Source organism: Clostridium sp. USBA 49 (assembly GCF_900167505.1).
Classification (GTDB): domain Bacteria; phylum Bacillota; class Clostridia; order Clostridiales; family Clostridiaceae; genus Clostridium_AT; species Clostridium_AT prolinivorans.
Map to the genome: position 1 here is coordinate 273,251 of NZ_FUYD01000001.1, position 25,017 is coordinate 298,267.

A 25,017-nucleotide genomic window follows, 5' to 3' on the forward strand; every position below is an offset into this window, starting at 1 on the left:
TTATTATAGACAGCCATCTACTTTTTAGAGGCTGTCTTTTTATTTTAAATATATTTAATTTAATATTAAGGATTTAATTTCTTTAAGAATGTTGCTTCTCCATTTTTCATTTCTATTATAGTTACTGATTTTATTGGATTATGATTTTTGTCCATTGAAAAAGTTCCTGTAATACCAGTGAAATTTTTAGTAGATGCAAGTGCATCTTTTAATTTTTCTCTATCAGCTTCTCCTGCTCTCTTTAATCCATCTGCAAGGAAGTATCCTAAATCATATCCTAATGCACCAAAAGCATCTGGCTCTTTTCCGTATTTTTCTTTATATGCATTTATAAATTTAACAACATTTGGATCTTTTGAAGAATAATGAGTTGTATAGTAAACATTGTTTAAAGCTTCTTTACCAGCTATTTCAGTAAGCTTTGGAGATTCATATCCATCACCGCCGAGAATAGGTATATTTAATCCAAGTTCTCTTGCCTGTCTTATAATAAGCCCAACTTCTTCATAATAACCTGGTACATATAAAACTTCAGGATTTTTAGCTTTTATGCTTGTTAAAACACTCTTAAAATCTGTATCCTTTGCCTTATATGATTCTTCTATTATAACTTTTCCGCCTAATTTTGTATAATTTTCTTTAAAACTATTAGCAAGACCTTTACTATAATCACTTGCAGTATCAGTTAATATTGCTGCATTTTTTAATCCTAAGTCATTGTAAGCAAAATTAGACATCATAATACCTTGGAAAGAATCACTAAAACAAGTTTTAAATATATATTCTCTAACCTTTCCGTTACTATCTACTGTTACATCATCTGCAGTAGCAGAACCTGAAATTAAAGGAACTTTATTTTGAGTTGCTGCAGGAACAGCAGCTTTTGTATTTCCAGATGTTGCTGCTCCAAGTATTGCAACAACTTTATCTCTTGTTATAAGTTTAGTAGCAACATTGGCTGATTCAGCATTTTCCGATTTATTATCTGCTTTAACTACTTTTAATTGTTTTCCAAGAACTCCACCATTTTTATTTATTTCTTCAATAGCAAGCTCTGCTCCATTTGAAAGGCTTGTTCCATAAGATGCTACATTACCTGAAAGCTCATAATTTAAACCTACTTTAATATAATCTTTGTCACTGCCGCTAGATGAAGAACATCCTGCTAAAGCACTTAAACCTAATAAAGAAACTAATAATAAAGATATTTTTTTATTCATATTTTACACCCCTTTTTAAGTACTTGTTTTTAGCTGAAAATAATTTATATGTAGTGGTAAATTTATTTTGTTTAATTATAAATTTTATTAAAAGTCCCCCTTTTTATAAAAATTTATATTAAAAAAGCCTCTATATGTAAAACTACATATAGAGGCGTATAATAACGCTTTACCACTCTATTTTATAATTATCTCACGATAATTAACTCAATAGGTTCATAGGATTTAAATTAAAAATCCAATTTTAAACCTTGGCCTTTTAACGCAGCCTAACGATATGACCTACTAAAGTTCAGCCATACAGCTCCGAAGTGATCGCTTACTATCAAGCCAATACCGGTTCCCAGCTTTCCCGGCTCTCTGCAATTGACTATATTGATAATTAGCTCTTCATCATAGCTTTTATATTAACAATGTTTAACTGATTAATAATATATCACGGTGCAGTGTCATTGTCAATATATTTTTGCAAGTTTTTATTATATTATTGCAATTTAAGTTATATTATTGCAATTTAATATATTATTGAAAATAACAAACTTGTAAGCTACCACTACCTAAGATGTGGATATCTTCGTGGTCAATACTACTGGTGTAGCAAATTTACCCACGCTAAAAATACAGTAATTTATCAATAACTTCATTAATAATCCAATCTGGTGTAGATGCACCTGCTGTTATGCCTATTTTTTTTATATTATTATTTTTAAATATCCAATCTGGTATTTCACTACTGTTTTCTACGAAAATGGTATTATCACAATTTTTTTTAGATATTTCATATAATTTAGTAGTATTAGAACTGCTTTTACTTCCTACAACTATCATTGCGTCAACTATTTTAGCAGTTTCTTCTGCACTCTTTTGTCTTTCTTTTGTAGCATTACAAATAGTATTAAAAATTACAACATTATCGCATAATTTTGAAACTATCTCTTGAACTTTATCTAGATTAGCTTTCTTTTCTGTAGTTTGTGCAACAATACATATTTTATTATGTAAATTTTTAATGTTGCTTCCATCTTTAGTTATAATTGCAGAATTGTCGCAATATCCATTACTTCCAATTACTTCTGGATGATTTTCATCTCCAACAATTATAATTTGATATCCAAGTTCATAGTATTTTTTTATTTTTTTGTGAATTGCTGAAACATAAGGACATGTAGCATCTACAATATTTACTCCTGTTTTTTTTATAAGTTTCATAATATTTGGAGATACTCCATGAGATCTTATTATAACTGTATCTCCTTTTTTTAATTTATCTAAAGTGGAAATATCAACTTCATTTATTCCCTTTTCTTTTAAAAAATTAGTTACATCTTTATTGTGAACTAAAGGTCCAAAAGTATAAATATTTGACTTGTTATCTTTATTATTAATATTTATAGTAGTATCAACCGCTCTTTTTACTCCAAAACAAAATCCAGCATTCTCTGCCATTATTATTTCTTTGCTCATATTTTCACCAACCTTAAAAAATGCTATTATAGATTATTATATAGTAATCTATAATAGCAAACAAGTTTATATAAAGTGGCAAAATTTATTATTTTATATTTTTAAAACTTAATTTTTATTTGTTAGTATAATATCTTCTTCTGTAATAATTCCATCTATTCTTATATCATTTTTATCTTCAGGGACTTTATCTATTACTTGAAATTTATAAGCTAAAGCTATTTTATTTATATCTTTTTTTATAGAGCTTAAAAACCTATCATAAAATCCTGCTCCGTATCCTATTCTTCCTCCATATTTATCAAAAGCTAAGCCCGGCATAAGTATTAAATCTATATTATCCCTGCAAGCTGTCTTGCATCCTTCAACTGGTTCTAATATACCAAAATAACCTTTTTTTAAGTCATTAAATCCTTCTATTTTAAAAATCTCCATTTCCTTTTGTTTTGATTTAACTTTTGGTACATAAATTGTTTTTCCATCATTAAGAGCATATTTAATTATTTTGTGGGTATCTACTTCACTTTTAAAACTTACAAATGAAAATATAGTATTAGAATATTTGTAAAATTTACTATTAATAAAATTATTGAATATATTTTCATCCCATTTTTCTTTAATATCTATACTTAATGAATCTCTATGTTTTATCATTTCTTCTCTTATGGATTTTTTTATTTCATTTATCATATTATTACTCCATATTAAGCATTTATTGTAAATATTTAATGTAAAAACTAAATATAAAATTAATACCTACATATTTTTAAATAATTCTATTGCTTTTTCTTGAGCTTCAATTATATTATCACAGAACTTATCAAATTCTTCATCAATAACTTGAAGTTTAGGATTAGATAATATATATTCGGCACAAATTTTAACTCCTTCATCAAATCTTGTAGTTGCATTAAAATCTGGCACAAGTCTTTTTATCTTACTATTATCAAATACTGCACAATTAGACTTATCTCCTAAAAGAGGCCCCTTAAAATCTGGATTACATTTAATAATAAAATCTGAAGATATATGAACTTTTTTTACTTCAACACCAAAAGCTTCTCCTATGCAATCATAAATTTTATTCCAAGTTAAAGCTTCATCAGAAGTAATGTGTATAGTTTCTCCTATAGCAGCACTATTCCCCATTATTCCAACAAAAGCCTTTGCAAAATCTAAATTATAAGTTAGTGTCCATAAAGAAGTACCATCTCCTGGGATTATGACAGGTTTACCTTTTCTAATACGATCAATAACCTGCCAGCTTCCTTTTTCTCCATGAATAGCAACTGGAATTTTTTCTTTACTATAAGTATGACTAGGGCGAATTATAGTAATAGGAAAATTATTATTTCTATATTCTTTCATTAAAATATCTTCACATGCTATTTTATTTCTTGAGTAATCCCAATAAGGATTAATTAAAGGTGTACTTTCGTTAATTTTATAATATAAAAGTGGTTTTTGATAAGCTGATGCTGAACTAATAAAAATAAATTGTTTTGTATTTTTAGAAAATAATCTTATATCGCGTTCAATATGTGATGGTACAAATGCAATAAAATCAGCAACTACATCAAATTTCATTCCTTTAATAAGCTCTGCAACAGTTTTTTCGTCATTGATATCTGCAGTTATTATATTTGCTCCTTTGGGTATATTATCTTTTTTATTTCCTCTATTAAGTAAATATAATTCCCATCCTTTTTCAACTGCAAGTTGTGATACAGCAGAACTTATAGTCCCTGTTCCTCCAATAAATAGTGCTTTCATTTTAATTCCTCCATTTTATAAAAATTTGTATTAGTAATTTTTATATTTATTATAATATTTTTTAGATTATTTTTCCAATGAAATCCTTTTTATTTAAAAAATATTTACAACGTCTATTTAAATATAAAATTAGGACTCTGCATAAATGAATATTTCATTATGCAAAGTCCTTATTGATTTAATTAAAATTTAATCTTTGTCTTCAAGTTTTCTTTTTGCTTTATTTATATTTCTTTCATCAAGACCTGTAGTATTTGAAATTTCAGCCATACCTATACCTTTGTCAAGCATCTCTTTAGCATGCTCCATAGCAGTTTCATGTTTAAATTTTTTATTTTTCATAAACTTTAACCACCTTCCCTTACAAGGATAGTTTTCCCTTTTTAGATGGTTTTATTCTGTTTACCTATATCCTTTCTATAATATATTTTTTCAAAACTTATTTTGTTAATTTCCTTATAAGCTTTATCTCTTGCCTCTTCTAAACTATCTCCTAATGATGTAACTGCAAGAACTCTACCTCCTGATGTTATAAATTTATTTCCATCATATTCTGCTCCAGCAATAAAAGCTTTATCTTCAAGTTTTTCTAATCCATAAATTGTAAAACCAGTTTCATATTTTAAAGGATATCCTCCTGATGCAGCTACAACAGTACAAGCATGCTTATTTTTCCAGAGAATTTCATTTCCTTCTAATTTTTTATCTAAAGCTTTTAAAATAATGTCCATAAAATCACTTTCCATTAAAGAAAGTACTGCTTGAGTTTCAGGATCTCCCATTCTAACATTATACTCAAGATTGTAAACTCCTTTTTTAGTTATCATAATTCCAAAAAAGATAACTCCTATATAATCCATTTCTTCGCTAATTATACCTTTTAAAGTAGGAAACATTATATCTTTTTTAAATTCTTCTAAAATCTCTTTTGTGCAGTAAGGATTAGGAGAAACTACTCCCATTCCACCTGTATTAGGTCCTTTATTATCTTCATAAATAGTTTTATGATCTTTAGCTGATAAAAGAGGAATTATAGTTTTTCCATCAGTAATAGTTAATATTGAAGCTTCAACACCATCTAAATATTCTTCTATTACTATTTTTTTACCCGCTCCTTTAAATATATCACCTATCATAAAACTTTCTATACACTTTTTAGCTTCTTCAAAGTTTTCACATATAGATACACCTTTACCTGCTGCTAATCCATCTGCTTTTATTACTACTGGATAAGAACATTTATATAAATATTCTATAGCCTTTTCTGGTACTTCAAAAACTTCATAAGCTGCTGTTTTTACTTTATATTTTTTCATAAAATCTTTAGCAAATGATTTACTTCCTTCAAGTACAGCCGCTTTTTTTGAAGGCCCGAATATTTTTAATCCTTCAGCTTTAAATTTATCTGCAATTCCATCAACTAAAGGTATTTCTGGACCAACTACAGTTACATCAATATTATTTTCTTTTGCAAAAGATACAAGTTCATCTGTTTTTGATAGGTTAACATTTTCACATTTATGTTCAGAACTTGTTCCTCCATTGCCTGGAGCACAATATATTTTATCTACTAAACTGCTTTGTGATAGTTTCCATGCTATGGCATGCTCTCTACCGCCATTTCCTATAACTAAAACTTTCATTTGTTCACCACCAACACAATGTATTTAATGTTTAAAATGTCTTATACCTGTAAATACCATAGATATTCCATTCTTGTTACATTCTTCTATAGACTCTTCATCTCTTATAGATCCGCCTGGTTGAATAATTGCTTTTATATTATGTTTAGCAGCTTCTTCTACTACATCTTTAAATGGGAAGAATGCATCTGATGCCAAAACTACTCCATCTTTTGCTCTATCTAAAGCTTGTACTGCTGCCCAGATTCTATTTGTCTGTCCTCCAGCTATTCCTTTAGCCATACCATCTTTTACTACTACAATGGCATTAGATTTAACATATTTAACAACTTTCATTCCAAACAATAAATCTTTAAGTTCATCTTCGCTAGGTTTTTTTTCTGTTACATAATTAAGTTCACCTATAAGCTTATTGTCTCTGCTTTGTATAAGTACTCCTCCATCTACAGAAACAAACTCAAATTTATCTTGTGGAGTTACTTCTCCTTTTATAACTCTCAAATTTTTCTTTTTCTTTAAAATTTCTAAAGCTTCTTCTTCAAAATCAGGAGCTATTACTATTTCTAAGAATATCTTTGTAAGTTCTTCAGCTGTACATTGGTCTAATTTTTTATTAAAAGCAACTATTCCTCCAAAAATAGACATAGGATCGCAGTCATAAGCTTTTTTATAAACTTGTAAAAGATTTTCTCCTACAGCTACTCCACAAGGAGTATTATGTTTAAGAGCACAACAAGCTGTTTCTTCAAATTCATTAACAACTTTCCAAGCTATATCCATATCTTTTATATTATTATAAGAAAGTTCTTTTCCATTTAGCTGAACAAAGTTTTTCATGGCACCTTTACCATGTGCTGCTGTATAATAAGCTGCACTTTGATGAGGATTTTCTCCATATCTTAAATTTATATTCTTTTTATAAGAAAAAGTTAAATATTCAGGATAATCTTCTTCAAGTAAGAAATTACTTATAGCTCCATCATAAGCTGACATAAGATTAAATACTTTTCCTGCAAGATATTTTCTTGTATTTATATCCACTTCACCATTATTTTGCAATTGATTTATCACATTTTCATAGTCTTTAACATCAGATAATACAATTACATCTTTAAAGTTTTTGGCTGCAGCTCTAAGCATTGTTGGTCCGCCTATATCTATAAATTCTATCTTTTCTTCAAAGGATAAATCTTCATCAACCTTTTGAAAAAATGGATATAAATTTACTACTACCATATCAATAGGCTCTATACCTTTTCTTTTTATTGTTTCCATATGTTCTTTGTTATCTCTTATAGCTAATATTCCTCCATGAATAACTGGATGAAGTGTTTTTACTCTTCCATCTAATATTTCTTCAAAACCAGTAACATCAGAAACTTCAGTAACACTTATTCCATTTTCTTTTAAATATTTAAAAGTGCCTCCAGTGGATAATATTTCTACATCTTTGCTTTTTAAAAATTTTGCAAGTTCAAGTAAACCTGTTTTATCATAAACACTTATTAATGCTCTTTTTAACATTTCAAATACCTCCTAAATTTTTTATAAACATATGTAATTACATATGTTTATAAAAATTGACGTTTATATATTTACTTTATCATAGTAAATTAATAAATCAAGCATTTTAACAATTGTTATATCAGGGAAATGTATAATATTTTTTATACTTAAGTTTAATTTTTATAGAATAATAACTTTTCTTCCATCTACTTTTATTCTTTTTTCAGCTATAAGTTTAATTACTTCAGGTAAAAGCTTATGCTCTTGTAAAAGTACTCTTTGCTGAAGAATATCTGCAGTATCTTCAGGATAAACAGGAACTACTCTTTGTGCAATAATAGCTCCTGTATCTGTTCCTTCATCTACAAAATGTACAGTGCATCCTGAATATTTAACCCCATATTCAACAACCTTTTCATGAACTTTAATTCCATACATTTTAGGTCCGCAAAAAGCTGGAATAAGTGAAGGATGAATATTTATTATTTTATTTCTAAAACATTCAATAAAATTTTTATCTAAAATTGATAAAAATCCTGCAAGTACTATTAAATCAACCTTTCCTAAAGTTAAATCTAAAATTTTATCAGAAAGAGTATTTTTATATATTTTTCTATCTACAACATAAGTTTTTATTCCTTTTATTTTTGCTCTTTCAATACCAAATATTCCTTCTCTATCACTTATTACCATTTCAATACTGCAATTTAAATAACCGCTTTCTATACTATCTATAATTGCTTGAAGGTTTGTGCCGTTACCTGAGACTAAAACTGCTATTTTAAGCAAACTCCTGCACCTCCAGCTTCTACATAACCTATCTCATAAGCTTTCTCTCCTAAATTTTCTAAAGCTTTTATTATATTTTCACTATCTTTTTTACTTACACAAAGAACAAATCCTATTCCCATATTGAATGTATTAAACATATGTTCTTCTGTAATTCCTAAAGACATAATATATTTAAAAATTTCTGGAGTTTCGAAACTATTTTTATTTATTACAGCAGTAAAATTGTTTTTAAACATTCTTGGAATATTTTCATAAAATCCTCCACCTGTTATATGTGCCATTCCTTTTATATCAAAACTTTCTAAAAGCTTCAATATAGGCTTTACATATATCTTCGTTGGCGTTAAAAGAACTTCTCCAATAGTTTTGCCTTTAAAATCCATATTTAAGTCTGTTATAAGCTTTCTTACTAAAGAATAACCATTACTGTGTATTCCAGAAGATTTAATACCTATAAGTATATCTCCTTCTTTAATATTTTCTCCGTCTATTATTTTATCTTTTTCAACTATTCCAACTGAAAATCCAGCTATATCATATTCACCATCTCTATAAAATCCAGGCATCTCTGCAGTTTCTCCTCCAATTAATGCACAGCCTGCTTGTATACATCCATTTGAAACTCCCTTAACTAAACTTTCTGCTACCTCTGCTTCAAGCTTGCCACAAGCTAAATAGTCTAAGAAAAAAAGCGGCTTAGCTCCATGGCATAAAATATCATTAACACACATAGCTACACAGTCTATTCCAACAGTATCATATTTTTTCATTTTAAAAGCTATATCAAGCTTTGTACCTACTCCATCTGTTCCAGATACTAAAACTGGATTTTTATAATTTCCTATTTCAAACATACCTGCAAAACTTCCTATATTGTTTATAACTCCTGGTATAAATGTTTTTTTAGCATGTTCTTTAATTAAATTGACAGATTTATAACCTTCTTCTATATTAACTCCAGAATCTTTATAAGTTATCATTTAATTTTCTCCTTTCACTAAACACTAGGCAGTTTAAATTTATTATTATCCACTTTATTTTTTTATTAAATACTATCTAAGTTCTTAATTTCTAAATGATTTTTGTTTGTTTCCATAGGAGCAGCTACAGGATATATACCATTAAAACACCCTAAGCAAAATTTATTAACTGATCCTAAAGTTTTAAGCAAGCCCTTTAAACTTAGATAAGCTAAGCTATCTGCCGCTATTTCTTCCTTTATACTATCTATATCAAGCTGTGCTCCTATAAGTTCTTTTCTGTAGGGAGTATCTATTCCAAAATAGCATGGATATTTTACTACTGGAGAAGCTACCCTAAAATGTACTTCTAATGCCCCTGCTTTTTTTAAAGATTCTACAAGCTTTCTACTTGTAGTTCCTCTAACTATAGAATCATCTATAAGAATTACTCTTTTATTTTCTACATTTATTTTAAGTGGATTTAGTTTTACTGTAACTGCCTTTTCTCTAAGTTCTTGAGAAGGAGTTATAAAAGTTCTCCCTACATATTTATTTTTTATAAATCCTAAACTATAAGGTATACCTGAAGCTTTAGAATATCCCATAGCTGCTGCTATCCCAGAGTCTGGAACACCTATTACTATATCTGCATCTACAGGACTCTCTTTAAAAAGTTCTTCTCCAGCTTTAAACCTTGCTTCATATACATTTATTCCGTCAATTATACTATCAGGTCTTGCAAAATAAATATATTCAAATGAACATATCTCATGTTTTGCTCTTTCATTGAAATCTATAGATTTTAGTCCATTATTATCTATAATAACTATCTCTCCTGGTCTTACATCTCTTATAAATTCTGCACCTACAGCATCTAAAGCACAACTTTCAGAACACAATATAAAATTTTCATCTAACTTTCCTATACAAAGTGGTCTTATTCCATTTGGATCTCTTACTCCAATAAGTTTATCTTCAGTTAATATAACTATTGCATAAGAACCCTTAACTGCAGAAATAGCATCTACAACTGCACTCTCTATTCCTCTTTTTGCACCTCTTGCAATTAAATTTAATATTACTTCGGAATCACTAGAAGTTTGAAATATACATCCTCCATCTTCTAAAAGTTCTCTTATAATATCTGCATTTACTAAGTTACCATTATGTGCTATTGCAATATTCCCTAATTTATATTTTCCTAAAATAGGCTGTGCATTATTTATATCGCTAGACCCTGTAGTAGAATATCTTACATGTCCAATACCTATGTTCCCTTTTAAAGAAATTAAATTATTTCTTTGAAATACTTCAGATACTAGTCCCATATCTTTATAATAATTAATTTCTTTACCATTAGAAACTGCTATACCTGCACTTTCTTGTCCTCTATGCTGAAGAGCATAAAGACCATAATAAATTATTGAAGCTGCATTATCATAATTATTAGTAAAAATTCCAAAAACTCCACATTCTTCTTTTAATTTATCATTTCCTATATCCACGCTGTTTCCCCTTCCTGTTTTTAACCTTATACTCCTTTGCTTATTCTGTTTAATATTTCTTCATAAGCTTCTTTTACACTTCCTAAATCTCTTCTAAATCTATCCTTATCAAGCTTTTCATTAGTCGTAGCATCCCAAAATCTACAGGTATCTGGAGATATTTCATCTGCTAGTACTATTTCTCCATCCTTTGTCTTTCCAAACTCTAATTTAAAATCTACAAGTTTAATATTTTGTTTTATGAAAAAATCTTTTAATATGTTATTAATTTCAGCGGTCATGCTGTATATAGTTTTTAATTCATCGAAAGTAGCAGCTCCTATTGCAACTGCATGATAATCATTTATTAAAGGATCGCCTAATTCATCATTTTTATAGCTTAACTCAAAAACTGTTGTCTGAAGTTTATATCCTTCCTCAAGTCCAAGCCTTTTTGCCATACTTCCAGCAGCAATATTCCTTACAATAACCTCTAATGGAATTATTTCAACTTTTTTACAAAGTTGTTCTCTTTCATTAAGCTTTTTTATAAAATGAGTTTTAACCTGACGGCTTTCAAGAAGCTCAAAAATATAAGAAGCAATAGTATTATTTAAAACTCCTTTATCTTCTATTTCTCCTTTTTTCTCTCCATTAAAAGCAGTAGCATCATCTTTATAGTATATAATTACCTTATCGCTATCTTCTGTTTTGTAAATTTTTTTAGCTTTTCCTTCATATAGCATTTCAAGTTTTTCCATTAAAAATTCACTCCTTCATTATTTTCTTTTATAAATTTGTCTTTCATATTTTGTCTATAATTTTTTAATTTTTCTTTAAGTTCTGGATATTTTAAAGATAAAATTTCAACAGCTAAAATCCCAGCATTATAACTATTATTTATAGCAACTGCAGCAACAGGTATAGATTTTGGCATTTGAACAATTGAAAAAAGTGAATCCAATCCATTTAATGCCGCATTTATAGGAACCCCTATAACAGGGAGAATTGTATGTGATGCAATCACTCCAGGGAGATGTGCAGCAAGTCCTGCTCCTGCAATTATACAATCATATCCCTGCTCTTCTAATTCTTTTATAACTTCCATAAGCTTTTCTGGAACTCTATGAGCTGAGAGTATATATGCTTTGTGTTCTACATTAAATTCTTTTAAAGCGTCTGAAGCTCCTTTCATAACTTGTATATCGGATTTACTTCCAAAAATAATAGCAACCTTCATTTTAATTCCTCCTACCTGAAATAATTAACTCCTGCTTCAAATATTTTTTGGTCTTTTTCACCTTCTATATTTTTTGCTACACCTAATCCAATTCTTTCACTGTGAGCCATTTTGCCTAAAATTCTTCCATCTGGACTTGTAATTGCTTCAACAGCATAAAATGAACCATTAGGGTTATATCTTATATCATAAGTGGCATTACCTTCAAAATCTACGTATTGGCAAGCTACTTGACCATTTGCAATAAGTCTTTTCATTTCTTCTTCACTACATACAAATCTTCCTTCTCCATGAGATACAGGTACAGTATATATATCTCCCAATGAAGCATTATTAAACCAAGGAGAAAGTTTAGATACAACTTTTGTCCTTACCATACAGGATACATGTCTTCCTATTCTGTTATAAGTTAAAGTAGGAGAAGTTTCTTCTAAATCTTTTATTTCTCCATAAGGAACAAGCCCTAATTTTATAAGTGCTTGAAAGCCATTGCATATTCCAAGCATAAGACCATCTCTATTATTTAAAAGATCCATAATTGCTTCTTTTATTTTTTCATTTCTAAATACAGCAGCTATAAATTTTCCCGAACCTTCTGGTTCATCTCCTGCACTAAATCCTCCTGGAATCATCACTATTTGAGAATTTTTTATATTTTTTACCATTTGTTCTATAGAATCTTCTATATCACTTTTATTTAAATTTTTAAATACTAAAGTATTTACCTGCCCTCCAGCTTTTTCAAAAGCTCTTTGAGAATCATATTCACAATTTGTTCCTGGAAATATAGGTATGAAAATTCTAGGTTTTGCAATATGAACTGAAGGTGTTTTTGTACATTTCCCTTCAAATTTTATATTTACAATATTTTCTTTAATTTCTTCTGTTTTTGTAGGAAATACTCCTTCTAAAGGCTTTTCATATCTTGAGTAAGCTTCTTCTAATGAAATATTTACATCATTTATTTCTATATATTGATTTTCTGTAGTATATCCTAAAATTTCATATTCAATTTCATTTAGTAATTCTTCTAAATTTTCACTATCTTTCATTTCTATAATCACTGAACCATAATCAGATTTAAATAAATCTTCATTGTTAAATTTTTTAATAAATTTAATACCTATTTTGTTGCCAAAACACATTTTGCTTATTGCTTCCCCTATTCCACCTAATTTAATAGATGAAGCTGCAAGTATTTTACCTTTTTTTACAAGTTCATTTATTTTGCTAAAATTTTTCTTTAATTTATTAAAATCAGGAATTTCTCTTTCATCTTTAGCTGCTTTTATTAAAACTACCTTACTTCCTGCTTTTTTAAACTCAACAGATATAATATCGTCTATATTAGCAGTAGTAACAGCAAAAGCTACAACTGTAGGAGGCACGCTTAATTCTTTAAAGCTTCCAGACATACTGTCTTTACCTCCAATAGCTGGTATTTCTAATTCTTTTTGAACTTTAAGTGCACCTAAAAGAGCTGCAAATGGTTTACCCCATTTTTCTTTATCGTTTCCTAATTTTTCAAAATATTCTTGAAGAGATAATCTTATATTTTTATAATCTCCTCCCATAGCTACAACTTTTGTAACTGCTTCAACTACAGAATATATTGCCCCATGGAATGGACTCCATTTACCTATATTAGGATTATATCCAAAAGTCATTATTGAAGCTGTTTTTGTATCTCCATTAAGAACTGGTATTTTAGCTGCCATACCTTCCTCTAAAGATGCTTGATATTTCCCTCCAAAAGGCATTAAAACAGTTCCAGCTCCTATTGTACTATCAAATCGTTCAACCAATCCTTTTTGAGAGCATACATTTAATTGTTCTAAATTACAAAGCCAAGCTTCTTTTAAATCATTAGTTTTAAATTCAGGCATATTTTTAAAATAATTATCTTCTAGTGAAGGAGCCTTAACTTTTACACTGGCAAACTGCTTTACTCCATTTGTATCTAAAAATTCTCTGCTTAAATCAACTATTACCTTTTCTCTCCATGTCATTTTAAGTCTTTTCTCTTCTGTAACTTCAGCAACCACAGAAGCTTCTAAGTTTTCTTCCTTTGCAAAATTTATAAAATCTTTGATATTTTCTTTTGCAATAACTACTGCCATACGTTCTTGAGATTCTGATATAGCAAGTTCTGTTCCATCTAATCCTTCATATTTTTTTGGAACTAAATCTAAATTTATATTAAGACCTGAAGCAAGCTCTCCTATGGCTACACAAACGCCTCCAGCCCCAAAATCATTACATCTTTTTATAATTTTGCTTACTTTAGGATTTCTAAATAATCTTTGAATTTTTCTTTCTGTAACAGGATTTCCTTTTTGTACTTCTGCACCACAATTTAATATAGAAGTTTCATCATGTTCTTTAGAAGAACCAGTAGCACCTCCACATCCATCTCTTCCTGTTCTTCCTCCTACAAGTATAACTACATCTTTAGGCTTTGGAGTTTCTCGAACAACATTAGAAGCTGGAGCAGCTCCGATTACTGCACCTAATTCCATTCTTTTAGCTATAAATCCTTCATCATAAATTTCAGCTACCTGACCAGTTGCTAATCCTATTTGATTTCCATAAGAGCTGTATCCTTGAGCCGCTCCTAAAGTTATTTTTCTTTGAGGAAGTTTTCCTTTTAAAGTATCCTTTATACTAGTTCTTGGATCTCCACTCCCCGTAACACGCATAGCTTGATATACATAACTTCTTCCTGATAGTGGATCTCTTATAGCTCCTCCAAGACAAGTAGCTGCACCACCAAAAGGTTCTATCTCTGTAGGATGATTATGTGTTTCATTTTTAAACATTAAAAGCCATTTTTCAATTTTACCATTTACATCTACATCAATTTTTATACTGCATGCATTTATTTCTTCAGAGGAATCTAAATCTTCTAAAAGTCCTCTTTTTTTAAGTTCTTTCATACCAATTGTTGCAATATCCATAAGGCATATATCTTTTTTCTTATCCTCATAAACATAATTTCTACTATTTAAATAATCTTTATAAGCTTCTTCAATTGGTTCTGAAAATTCACTCTTTTCTATATCTACTTTTTCTATATTTGTCATAAAAGTAGTATGCCTGCAGTGATCTGACCAATAAGTATCTATAACTTTTATTTCTGTTATTGTAGGATTCCTTTTTTCTATATTTTTGAAATAATCTTTGCAGAATTTTAAATCTTCCAAAGTCATAGCTAAATTGTTTTTATTTAAGAAATTTATTAATTCTTCTTCACTGTAATCAATAAAGTTTTCTACATATTCTATATCTTGGGGATGATTCATTTCTTTTAAAAGTGTTTTAGGTTTTTCAAGACATGCTTCTCTAGAATCCACAGTATTTATGCAATAATTTTTTATTTTATTAAAATCATCATCATTGATTTTCCCTTGAACTATTATTATCTTTGCATAATTTACAATTACATCATCATTTTCAGTTAAGATGTGTATACATTGGCAGGCGGAATCAGCCCTTTGGTCATATTGCCCGGGCAAATATTCAACAGCAAAAACATAACTATCTTCAAAAACAGGCAGATTTTCTTCATAGATTTTATCTACAGTTTTTTCAGAAAATATTAAATCTCTTACTTTCTCATAATCTTCTTCTTTTATTCCAGTAAAATCATACCTGTTTATAATTTTTATATTATCAATGTTTTCTATACCTAAATTATACTTCAAATCATAAAACAAGCCTTTAGATTCTACATTAAAGTCAGGTTTTTTTTCTACGAACAATCTTTTTATATTCATTTTCCTTCTCCTTTAATATAAAATTTTTAAAAATCATATATAAAAAATTCCACCAAAAGCCTTAGGTAAGCTTTTGGTGGAATTTGAGGGATGACAAAAACACCATCGCTCACCCATAGACAGAAAATTTACGGTTTCCTCGTAGAGACTCCCGAACCATATTATCGGGATTATATGGATGATTCTTATTTAGTTTAATTTAATTATATATTTACTCGCTTTAATTATATATTTATATTATCACTATTAATTTAAAATATCAACATATTTTAAAAAATAATATTATATTGTTCGTATTAATACAAATATTTAACTTATTTGTTGTTTTATTATTCGTATTTAACTTTAAGAGATCTAATGGAATTTAGTACAGCTATTAATGCTACTCCTACATCTGCAAATACAGCTTCCCACATTGTCGCAATACCAAAGGCACCTAATATTAGTATTAATATTTTAACTGCTAAAGCAAAAATTATATTTTCCATAACAATTTTTCTTGTATTTTTAGCTATTTTTATTGCTTTAGCAATTTTGGAAGGTTCATCTGTCATTATAACTACATCAGCAGCTTCTATTGCTGCATCAGAGCCAATCCCTCCCATAGCTATACCTATATCAGCCCTTGCAAGAACTGGAGCATCATTAATACCATCTCCTGCAAAAATTAATTTTCCTTTTGAAGATTGCTTATTTTGAAGTTCTTCAAATTTATTAACTTTTTCATGTGGAAGAAGTTCCCCATAAAATTCATCTATTTTAAGTGTTTGAGCTACATTTTGAGCTGTATTTTTATTATCTCCTGTAAGCATTATTATATTTTTTATTCCAAGATTTTTTAAGGAATTTATAGCTTTAAATGAGTCTTCTTTTATTTCATCAGAAATTACAATATATCCAGCATATTTATAATCAATAGCTATATACACTACAGTTCCCATATCATCTGTTTTGGTATATTTAATGTTTTCCATAGCCATAAGTTTATTATTACCAATTAATATTTTTTTATCATTTATTTTAGCTTTAATACCAAATCCAGCTATTTCCTCATAATCAGTTACTAAACTTTTATCTATATTTTTACCATAAGCATTGACTATTGATAAAGCTATAGGATGATTTGAAAAACTTTCTGCAAAAGCTGCATATTTTAGTAATTCTTCTTTAGTTATCCATTCTTCTGAATTTACTTTAGTAACTTTAAAAACTCCTTTTGTTAATGTTCCTGTTTTATCAAATACTACGGTTTCAACATTGTTAAGAGCTTCTAAATAGTTACCTCCTTTAACTAAAATTCCGTTTTTAGAAGCCCCGCCTATTCCTCCAAAGAAACTTAAAGGAATAGATATAACTAATGCACAAGGACAAGAAACTACTAAAAATACAAGAGCTCTATATATCCATTTAGATATATCTGCTCCACTTGTAAATAAAGGAGGTATAAAAGCTAACGAAATTGCTGAAAAAACTACTATTGGAGTATAATATCTTGCAAATTTTGTAATAAAATTTTCTGCTTTAGCTTTTTTATTATTTGCATTTTGAACTAAATCTAATATCTTAGAAACAGTAGATTCTTCAAATTCTTTAGAAACTTCAATAGTTAAAATACCATTTTTATTTATAAAACCTCCAAGTACATTATCTCCTGCCTTTACCTCTCTAGGCACAGACTCACCAGTAAGAGCAGAAGTATCAACCATAGACTGTCCATCAATAATTTTACCATCTAGAGGAATTTTTTCTCCTGGTTTTACTACTATTAAATCTAAAACTTTGACTTCATTTGGATAAACTTTTTTTATTTCATTTCCAATTTTTAAATTTGCATAATCGGGTCTTATATCCATAAGATCTGAAATTGATTTTCTTGAACGATTAACTGCCATATCCTGAAAAAGCTCTCCAATTTGATAAAAAAGCATAACTGCAACTGCTTCGGGATATTCCCCTATAGCAAAAGCTCCAATTGTTGCTATACTCATTAAAAAATTTTCATCAAACATTTGCCCTTTTATTATATTTTTTAATGCCATAATAAGCACATCTTTACCTATTATTATATAAGCTAAAATAAATAGACTTAATTTTATAGGTAATGAAGAATTAAATGTAATAGCCAAAATATACAAAATTGTTCCTATAATAAGTTTTATAATTTCGTTTTTATTGTCTTCTTTAAAATGACTATGTGAATGTGCTTCATGATTGTGATCATGAGAATGTTCATTTTTAAATTTTTTTTCTTTAAGTATAACATTAGCTTCTATGCTTTTTATAATATCTTTTATTTTTATTATTAATGACTCTATATTGCTTTCTTTTTTAATTTCCATGCTTAAAGTCTTAGTTACAAAATTAATAGAAGCATTTGAAACTTCATCTAATTCATTTATTTTCTTCTCCATTTTAGCAGCACAATTTGCACAACCTAATCCTTCTAATATAAATTCTTTTTTTATAAAATTACTCATATATATTTATCCCCCTACGCATACAATAAATATATGAACAACTATTCATATATTTATTGTATGCCTCCACCCTTAAATTGTCAACATAAAAATAGGATTCTAATTAAAAAATAATATTAAACTACTGTTTATAAAAACAGTTAAAGAAAATAAGTTGATTATAAAAAAATAATCCAGTAGGAAGCATTTTTGCTTTCTACTGGATTTATTTAACTAAAATATAATTGTAAGTAAATATATAATTTCCTATAATTTATATAAGTCTTGTTAGATAAAAATACTCAACATAAAAATATATAATTTTACATTACTTACAAAGTTACTCCCGTCTTAAATATAGATAATTCTCTAAAATTATTTTTTTCATTATTAACTAATTGTCCGCTTGCAACATTTATAATAAAGTTTATAAATGTTTCTACTACACTTTCTATTGACTCATCTTCAATGATGCTTCCTGCATTAAAATCTATCCAATGTGGTTTTAAATTATATAATTGAGTATTAGTTGATACTTTAACTGTAGGTACAAAAGTACCAAATGGAGTTCCTCTTCCAGTCGTAAATAATACCATATGGCAACCTGCTGCAGCTAGCGCCGAAGATGCTACCATATCATTCCCTGGTGCACTTAAAAGATTAAGTCCTTTCTTTTTTAATGTTTCTCCATAATTAAGTACATCAATAACTGGAGCTGTACCTGCCTTTTGTGTACATCCAAGAGATTTATCCTCAAGAGTTGTTATTCCCCCTGCTTTATTCCCAGGTGAAGGATTTTCATATACAGGTTGATTATATTCCATAAAATATTTTTTAAAGTTATTTATAAGATTTACCACTTTATTAAATACTTCTTTATCTATTGCTCTTTCCATTAACAAAGTTTCAGCTCCAAACATCTCAGGAACTTCTGTTAATACAGTAGTAGCTCCTTGAGCAATCATAAAATCTGACAATTTACCAAGTAAAGGGTTCGCAGTTATTCCTGAAAGTCCATCAGAACCACCGCATTTAAGTCCTATTTTCAATTCTGATAAAGGTATTTCCTCTCTTACATCTTGTTTCATATTTTCATAAAGAATATTCAATATTTTGCTACCTTCTTCTATTTCATCAGAAACTTCCTGACACACCATAAATTTTATTCTTTTTTCATTATAGTCACCTAACGATTTTATAAAATCATTCATATTATTATTTTCACAACCTAAACCAAGTACAAGTACTCCACCTGCATTAGGGTGTTTAACTATATCTCCAAGAATTGTTCTAGTATTTATATGGTCATCTCCAAGTTGAGAGCACCCATAATTATGTTTTATAACATTAATGCAAATATCTTTTGATAAATTTAAAATAGTAGATCTAAATCTATCTACTATTTTGTCTGCTATACCATTAACGCAACCAACTGTAGGTACAATCCAAATCTCATTTCTAATTCCAATTTTCCCATCTTCTCTTCTATACCCATTAAATGTTAATTTTCTATTTGAATATATGTTTTGTGATAAATTTTGTTTAAATTCATAATTCACTATACCGCTAAGATTTGTAGAAAGATTATGCACATGAACATGTTCTCCAGATGTAATATCTTTAAGTGCATGCCCTATTGGGAAACCATATTTAATTACATTACTTCCTTGATTAATATCGCATATAGCAATTTTATGACCTCTTTTTATGTTTTCTTTAAGTTTTATCTTTTTTGAATCAACTAATATCATTTCATCCTTAGTAAAATCTCTGAGTGCTATAACTACATTGTCATATTCATTAATCTTTATAATATCTTTCATGTAATCCCCTCTTTTTTTTACAGAACTTTTTTAACAGCTTCTTTTATTCCTAATCTTTCAATGTCACTAAGATAATTTGTTACCGCATCAGTTAATCCTTTTACTTTATTTAAATCCATCTTCCAGTTTTTTTCATAGCCAAGTACAGTAGTTACTATATTTCTTAATCCTTCTAAAGTTCCATTATAACGTTCCCATACATTTTTATATAAATTTAAAATATCTTCATTATCAACAATATCAATATCTTCTTCTCCTCTTTTCCCTTTATAAAACTCTATTAAAGCCGCTAATGAAAATACCATTTTTTTTGGTATCTCACCTTTCCTATTTATATACTCTATCAAAGAAGGCAAAACTCTTGTTTCAAATTTTGACATAGAATTTAGAGCTATGCTCATTAAATAATGATTTACAAACGGATTTTTAAATCTTTCAAGTACTGAAGATGCAAAATATTTTAACTCCTCTTCAGGTAAATCAAGTGTAGGAATTATTTCATCATATATAATGCCTTTTATAAATTCTCCAACAACTTCATGTTCTACTGCCTGCTTTACAGTATCAAGACCATAAAGATATGCTACTGGAACTAAAGATGTATGTGCACCGTTTAAAATTCTAACTTTTCTAGTTCTATACGGAGTAATATCATCAACAATTTTAACATTAAGTCCTGCTTTCTCAAAAGGAAGTTCATTTTTTATCCACTGCGGTCCTTCGATTACCCATAAGTGAAACTGTTCTCCTACATCCACTAGATTATCTTCATATCCTAATTCTTCTGTTATTTCTTTTATTGTATCTCTTGGATAACCTGTTACTATTCTATCTACAAGGCTACAACAAAAGGTATTTGAATTGTTTATCCATGAAATAAAATTTTCTTCTAAATTCCATAGCTTAGCATACTTCAATATTACATCTTTTAGTTTTTCACCATTTCTATCTATTAGTTCACATGGTATTATAATTAACCCTTTGTCTTTTTGTCCGCTAAAAGCCTTATATCTATGATATAAAAATGCTGTCAATTTCCCAGGAAAACTCTTTTGAGGCCTATCCTCTAATTTATCTTCTTCTAAAAAAGTAATTCCAGCTTCTGTAGTATTTGATATTACAAATCTTAGTTCTGGATTTTCTGCTACTTTTAAATACTCATCATATTGATTATATGGATTCAATCCTCTGCTAATGCTATTTATTATAAAATGTTCTCTAACTGCTTTGCCGTCTTTTATTCCTTGAAGATAAAGAGTATAAAGCCCATCTTGTTCATTTATTTTATCAACTAACCCAAATTCAATAGGTTGAACTACTACAACGCTACCATTAAAATTAGCTTCTTTATTAAGTTTATCAATTTGCCAATCTACAAATGCTCTTAAAAAATTTCCTTCCCCAAATTGAATTACTTTCTCTGGATATCTTTTAAAATCTTTATAAAGTTCAGCAGATAATTTCATTTTTATTCCCCCTTGATTATTTCTTGTGTATCAATATTATCTTTTATAAATGGCTCCGTAGCCTCATTTTCAAGAGTTACATTTTTTAATTTCAAGTGCTTAATATTATTAAAATAAAAACCATTTTTACACATAGGTTCTATAAAACTTAACATTTCAGCATAATTTGGTTTTGCATTTTCTGAAAAATGGACATGAACATTTTCTAGATTTACACTTTCTATCTTTTTTTCAGGTAGGCCATATATAAAACCTGCAGCAACCTCCGCATTTTCACAATTTATATCTTTAAAATAAATATTACCTACATATGGTGTTCTTTCATCAATAGGTAGCTTTTCTTTGCTCCATACATACTCTGTTTTACCATCAATATCACAAAAATAAAAACAATTGATAGTAAATGGAGTTAAAACTTTATTCATTTTTATTTTTGAAGCATAAATTTCATCTATTATACCTTTACTTCCCCTGCCTCTTCGTGTTTTTATTCTTATCCCTCTGTCAGTACTATTAAATATACACTTTTCTATAAATACATTTTTTACTCCACAAGACATTTCGCTACCTATTACCACAGCTCCATGTCCATATTCCATAATGCAATTTCTAATATAAATATTTTCAGATGGTATAGAATATTTTTTACTAATGCTAAATTTCCCAGATTTTATAGCAATACAATCATCTCCAACAGAAAATTTTGTTCCAAGTATCAAAACATCTTTACATGACTCAGGATCAAGACCATCTGTATTTGGAGCTTCTTTAGGATTTTTTATATTTAAATTAATAAATTTAAGTCCTTCACACATTAATGGGTGTATAGTCCAAGATGGAGAATTTTTTATTGTAATACCTTCAACAAGAATATTTTTACAACCATTTAAAAATAAAGTTCTTGGCCTCCATGCAATTTTTTTTGTTTTTGCTTTGTACCACCATGTATTAAAATTTGCATTTCCATCAATAGTACCTTCTCCAATAATATTAACATTATCGACATTAATTCCTGTTATAAGGCTTGCAAAACTATCTGCTGCTTCTCCTTCCCAAGAAGCTATATAATAATCTTTATCATCTAAATTTGATTTTAATAACCCAGGAAGAATTGGATATTTTTCTCTTTTATCTAATCCAAGTAAAATAGCATCTTTATCAAATTCTAGTGTTATATTACTTTTTAAAAAAATAGGCCCTGTTAAATATTTACCTTTTGGGAAAAATATTCTTCCATTTTTAGGACATATTTCTATTGCAGCTTGTATATATGCTGTATCTATCACTTTACCATTACCTTTAGCTCCCACATTTTTTACATTAATAAGACTAGTTTCATCTTTTGTTCTAACAATAATTTTTTCGCTAGTTTCTTTAGTTTTACTATCTTCAAGTAAAATACTATACTCTGACATAGGGTTTAGATTTTTAATAGTAAACACATTAGTATTAATTTCATCTATTTTATTATTGTTTAAGTAAATATTAATATTGTTTTCTGTATAAAAATATTTATCATTTTCAATTTCAAAAGAAATACTTCTAGAAGTAATTGAAATTATACTAAATTTAATCATAACTATTCCTTTCCTTGTATTTCTATCCCTTTAAGCCGCTAGTTGCTATACCTTCAATAAAATATTTTTGTGCTGAAAAGAAAAGTATAATTGAAGGTAATAATCCTATTAATGACATTGCAATAATCTGATTCCATTCAAATGTACCTGATGTTGTGTCCATAGCCATTTTTAATGCAATTGCAACAGGATATTTATTAACACTTGATATATAAATCAATGGTCCCATAAAATCATTCATAGACCACATAAATTGAAATAGTCCTACTGAAATAATTGCTGGCTTTAAAACAGGAATTAAAATTCTTAATAAAATCATAAATGAATTACATCCATCAACTTTTGCAGCTTCATCCAATTCTCTTGGAATACCTCTAAAAAACTGAATAAGCATAAATACAAAGAAAGTATCAATTGCAAAAGCCGAACCAACAAAAAGAGGTGCAAATGTATCTAATAAATGTAGCTTTTTCCAAAATAAATATAAAGGTATTTTAGTAACTACTTGTGGAAGAAACAATGTAGCTATTAAAAGTCCAAATAATATTTTTTTAAAAGGAAAATCAAAGCGTGCAAATCCATAAGCAGTTAATACTGCAGAAATAATAGTTAATATAACTTTAGGAATTACATATTTAAATGTATTTAAAAAATATGTTCCAAAGGTATATTGGGTTCCTGTTTTCCATCCGTTAATATATGGAGTAAAATCAATCTTTTTAGGAATAAAACCTACAGAGCTAAATATTTCACTATTGCTTTTAAAAGATGCTCCTATAAGCCAAATAATAGGATAAAGCATAATAAATGCAACTAAAGTTAATAAAGTATATCGTATAGCTAAATTAAATTTTCTTTTTCTGGCTCTCTTTCTGTAGTTTTTATCTTTCATTAAATTTAAATAATTATTATTTTTTACACCAATCATTTGCTATCTTCACCCGCCTCATCAGAATAGAATACCCAGTATCTAGATGACTTAAATACAAATGCTGTAAATATCATAATAATTATAAATAAAATCCAAGATATAGCACTTGCATAACCCATATTAAAGAACTTAAATGCATTATCATAAATCATCATAGACATTAAATAAGTCTTATACAAAGGTCCTCCATTTGTAATCATATATGGTCCATTAAATTCTTGAAAAGCCTGAATTAATTGCATAACTAAATTAAAGAATATTATTGGTGTAAGTAAAGGAATAGTTACATTAAAAAATATTCTGATTTTCCCTGCTCCATCTACTTCAGCTGCCTCATAAAGCTCTTGTGGTATATCTTTTAATGCAGCAAGAAATATTACCATTGCAGAACCAAATTCCCATATTCTTAATAAACTTATAGTAATCATTGCTCCTAATCCTGATGAAAACCAAGGTATTGGATTTATTCCAAATATTCCTATAAATTGATTAATTAAACCATCGGTAGCAAATAAAAATCTCCATAAAACAGCAATAGCAATATTTCCCCCTAAAATTGATGGTATATAATAAGCAGTCCTAAAAAAATTTATACCTTTTAATTTAAAATTTAGAATAAATGCTATAAATAATGCGAAAGCTAATTTAAATGGTACTGTAATAAATGCATATTCAAATGTAGCAAAAACAGAATTCCAAAAGGATTCATCATTAAACATATTTATATAGTTTTTAATGCCAATAAACTTAGGTTCAGAAATCATATTATAATCTGTAAAACTTAAAATAAAGGATGATACAAAAGGATATATAGTAAATACTAACAAGCCAATAAGCCACGGTGTTATATATAGTAACCCTATTTTTTGTTTTTTCATCTTCTTCCTCCTAGTATTAAATATTA

Annotated in this window: 19 protein-coding genes, 1 riboswitch and 1 other annotated feature; all 19 genes read right to left on the reverse strand. The window is 28.2% G+C overall.

The features are described 5' to 3' along the window. Positions 1-65 precede the first annotated feature (65 nt). The 19 genes from B5D11_RS01220 to B5D11_RS01305 all read right to left on the reverse strand — a co-directional run bounded on the left by B5D11_RS01220 (position 66) and on the right by B5D11_RS01305 (position 24,991). Positions 66-1,220, reverse strand: a complete 1,155-nt coding sequence (locus B5D11_RS01220; RefSeq protein WP_078681222.1) for an ABC transporter substrate-binding protein — start codon at positions 1,218-1,220, stop codon at positions 66-68. A gap of 147 nt (positions 1,221-1,367) precedes the next feature. Continuing rightward, positions 1,368-1,626: a binding site (T-box leader), on the reverse strand. Positions 1,627-1,832: 206 nt separating this feature from the next. After that, the gene (gene ispH / locus B5D11_RS01225) at positions 1,833-2,684 is read right to left on the reverse strand and encodes a 4-hydroxy-3-methylbut-2-enyl diphosphate reductase (protein ID WP_078681223.1); all 852 of its coding nucleotides are present in this window, start codon (positions 2,682-2,684) and stop codon (positions 1,833-1,835) included. 108 nt (positions 2,685-2,792) lie between these two features. Next, the gene (locus B5D11_RS01230) at positions 2,793-3,374 is read right to left on the reverse strand and encodes a 5-formyltetrahydrofolate cyclo-ligase (RefSeq protein ID WP_078681224.1); all 582 of its coding nucleotides are present in this window, start codon (positions 3,372-3,374) and stop codon (positions 2,793-2,795) included. 66 nt (positions 3,375-3,440) lie between these two features. After that, on the reverse strand, positions 3,441-4,457 hold the full coding sequence (locus tag B5D11_RS01235; RefSeq protein ID WP_078681225.1) for an SDR family oxidoreductase: 1,017 nt from the start codon (positions 4,455-4,457) through the stop codon (positions 3,441-3,443). 189 nt (positions 4,458-4,646) lie between these two features. Next, positions 4,647-4,799, reverse strand: coding sequence for a hypothetical protein (locus tag B5D11_RS12605; RefSeq protein WP_164850165.1), 153 nt, complete (start codon positions 4,797-4,799; stop codon positions 4,647-4,649). Positions 4,800-4,840: 41 nt separating this feature from the next. After that, positions 4,841-6,100 (reverse strand): phosphoribosylamine--glycine ligase, encoded by a 1,260-nt coding sequence (purD, locus tag B5D11_RS01240; RefSeq protein WP_078681226.1) that lies wholly within the window; start codon positions 6,098-6,100, stop codon positions 4,841-4,843. 24 nt (positions 6,101-6,124) lie between these two features. Then, positions 6,125-7,624: a bifunctional phosphoribosylaminoimidazolecarboxamide formyltransferase/IMP cyclohydrolase gene (gene purH, locus B5D11_RS01245; RefSeq protein WP_078681227.1), complete on the reverse strand. Its 1,500-nt coding sequence runs from the start codon at positions 7,622-7,624 to the stop codon at positions 6,125-6,127. A gap of 162 nt (positions 7,625-7,786) precedes the next feature. Beyond that, positions 7,787-8,395 (reverse strand): phosphoribosylglycinamide formyltransferase, encoded by a 609-nt coding sequence (purN, locus tag B5D11_RS01250; RefSeq protein WP_078681228.1) that lies wholly within the window; start codon positions 8,393-8,395, stop codon positions 7,787-7,789. Beyond that, on the reverse strand, positions 8,383-9,378 hold the full coding sequence (gene purM / locus B5D11_RS01255; protein ID WP_078681229.1) for a phosphoribosylformylglycinamidine cyclo-ligase: 996 nt from the start codon (positions 9,376-9,378) through the stop codon (positions 8,383-8,385). The genes purN and purM overlap by 13 nt, the downstream gene beginning before the upstream one ends. A gap of 65 nt (positions 9,379-9,443) precedes the next feature. After that, positions 9,444-10,865, reverse strand: a complete 1,422-nt coding sequence (purF, locus tag B5D11_RS01260; RefSeq protein WP_347476661.1) for an amidophosphoribosyltransferase — start codon at positions 10,863-10,865, stop codon at positions 9,444-9,446. Positions 10,866-10,891: 26 nt separating this feature from the next. Continuing rightward, positions 10,892-11,605: a phosphoribosylaminoimidazolesuccinocarboxamide synthase gene (purC, locus tag B5D11_RS01265; protein ID WP_078681231.1), complete on the reverse strand. Its 714-nt coding sequence runs from the start codon at positions 11,603-11,605 to the stop codon at positions 10,892-10,894. Beyond that, complete coding sequence (gene purE, locus B5D11_RS01270) at positions 11,605-12,084, reverse strand: 5-(carboxyamino)imidazole ribonucleotide mutase (RefSeq protein WP_078681232.1); 480 nt, start codon at positions 12,082-12,084, stop codon at positions 11,605-11,607. The genes purC and purE overlap by 1 nt, the downstream gene beginning before the upstream one ends. A gap of 11 nt (positions 12,085-12,095) precedes the next feature. Further along, a complete protein-coding gene (locus B5D11_RS01275) occupies positions 12,096-15,860 on the reverse strand; it encodes a phosphoribosylformylglycinamidine synthase (RefSeq protein ID WP_078681233.1) in 3,765 nt (1,254 codons plus the stop codon). 96 nt (positions 15,861-15,956) lie between these two features. Next, positions 15,957-16,058, reverse strand: a riboswitch (purine riboswitch). Positions 16,059-16,189: 131 nt separating this feature from the next. Next, positions 16,190-18,337: a heavy metal translocating P-type ATPase gene (locus B5D11_RS01280; protein WP_078681234.1), complete on the reverse strand. Its 2,148-nt coding sequence runs from the start codon at positions 18,335-18,337 to the stop codon at positions 16,190-16,192. Positions 18,338-18,648: 311 nt separating this feature from the next. Then, positions 18,649-20,139 carry a UxaA family hydrolase gene (locus tag B5D11_RS01285; protein ID WP_078681235.1) on the reverse strand — a complete coding sequence of 497 codons (1,491 nt, stop codon included), beginning with the start codon at positions 20,137-20,139 and terminating at the stop codon, positions 18,649-18,651. Between the two features lie 17 nt (positions 20,140-20,156). Next, positions 20,157-21,605: a tagaturonate reductase gene (locus tag B5D11_RS01290; protein WP_078681236.1), complete on the reverse strand. Its 1,449-nt coding sequence runs from the start codon at positions 21,603-21,605 to the stop codon at positions 20,157-20,159. Between the two features lie 2 nt (positions 21,606-21,607). After that, the gene (locus B5D11_RS01295; RefSeq protein WP_078681237.1) at positions 21,608-23,182 is read right to left on the reverse strand and encodes a glycoside hydrolase family 28 protein; all 1,575 of its coding nucleotides are present in this window, start codon (positions 23,180-23,182) and stop codon (positions 21,608-21,610) included. Positions 23,183-23,204: 22 nt separating this feature from the next. Then, positions 23,205-24,074 (reverse strand): carbohydrate ABC transporter permease, encoded by an 870-nt coding sequence (locus B5D11_RS01300; protein WP_207651093.1) that lies wholly within the window; start codon positions 24,072-24,074, stop codon positions 23,205-23,207. Positions 24,075-24,106: 32 nt separating this feature from the next. Next, positions 24,107-24,991 (reverse strand): carbohydrate ABC transporter permease, encoded by an 885-nt coding sequence (locus tag B5D11_RS01305; protein WP_078681239.1) that lies wholly within the window; start codon positions 24,989-24,991, stop codon positions 24,107-24,109. Between the last annotated feature and the right edge of the window lie 26 nt (positions 24,992-25,017).

Excerpts from the sequence above, each read along its gene's own strand:
- B5D11_RS12605 (WP_164850165.1), bottom strand. The coding sequence starts at position 4,799 with ATGAAAAATAAAAAATTTAAACATGAAACTGCTATGGAGCATGCTAAA.
- B5D11_RS01285 (WP_078681235.1), bottom strand. The coding sequence starts at position 20,139 with ATGAAAGATATTATAAAGATTAATGAATATGACAATGTAGTTATAGCA.
- ispH (WP_078681223.1), bottom strand. The coding sequence starts at position 2,684 with ATGAGCAAAGAAATAATAATGGCAGAGAATGCTGGATTTTGTTTTGGA.
- B5D11_RS01280 (WP_078681234.1), bottom strand. The coding sequence starts at position 18,337 with ATGAGTAATTTTATAAAAAAAGAATTTATATTAGAAGGATTAGGTTGT.
- purC (WP_078681231.1), bottom strand. The coding sequence starts at position 11,605 with ATGGAAAAACTTGAAATGCTATATGAAGGAAAAGCTAAAAAAATTTAC.
- B5D11_RS01220 (WP_078681222.1), bottom strand. The coding sequence starts at position 1,220 with ATGAATAAAAAAATATCTTTATTATTAGTTTCTTTATTAGGTTTAAGT.
- purD (WP_078681226.1), bottom strand. The coding sequence starts at position 6,100 with ATGAAAGTTTTAGTTATAGGAAATGGCGGTAGAGAGCATGCCATAGCA.
- B5D11_RS01295 (WP_078681237.1), bottom strand. The coding sequence starts at position 23,182 with ATGATTAAATTTAGTATAATTTCAATTACTTCTAGAAGTATTTCTTTT.
- B5D11_RS01230 (WP_078681224.1), bottom strand. The coding sequence starts at position 3,374 with ATGATAAATGAAATAAAAAAATCCATAAGAGAAGAAATGATAAAACAT.
- purM (WP_078681229.1), bottom strand. The coding sequence starts at position 9,378 with ATGATAACTTATAAAGATTCTGGAGTTAATATAGAAGAAGGTTATAAA.
- purE (WP_078681232.1), bottom strand. The coding sequence starts at position 12,084 with ATGAAGGTTGCTATTATTTTTGGAAGTAAATCCGATATACAAGTTATG.
- B5D11_RS01305 (WP_078681239.1), bottom strand. The coding sequence starts at position 24,991 with ATGAAAAAACAAAAAATAGGGTTACTATATATAACACCGTGGCTTATT.
- B5D11_RS01290 (WP_078681236.1), bottom strand. The coding sequence starts at position 21,605 with ATGAAATTATCTGCTGAACTTTATAAAGATTTTAAAAGATATCCAGAG.
- B5D11_RS01300 (WP_207651093.1), bottom strand. The coding sequence starts at position 24,074 with ATGAAAGATAAAAACTACAGAAAGAGAGCCAGAAAAAGAAAATTTAAT.
- B5D11_RS01235 (WP_078681225.1), bottom strand. The coding sequence starts at position 4,457 with ATGAAAGCACTATTTATTGGAGGAACAGGGACTATAAGTTCTGCTGTA.
- purH (WP_078681227.1), bottom strand. The coding sequence starts at position 7,624 with ATGTTAAAAAGAGCATTAATAAGTGTTTATGATAAAACAGGTTTACTT.
- B5D11_RS01275 (WP_078681233.1), bottom strand. The coding sequence starts at position 15,860 with ATGAATATAAAAAGATTGTTCGTAGAAAAAAAACCTGACTTTAATGTA.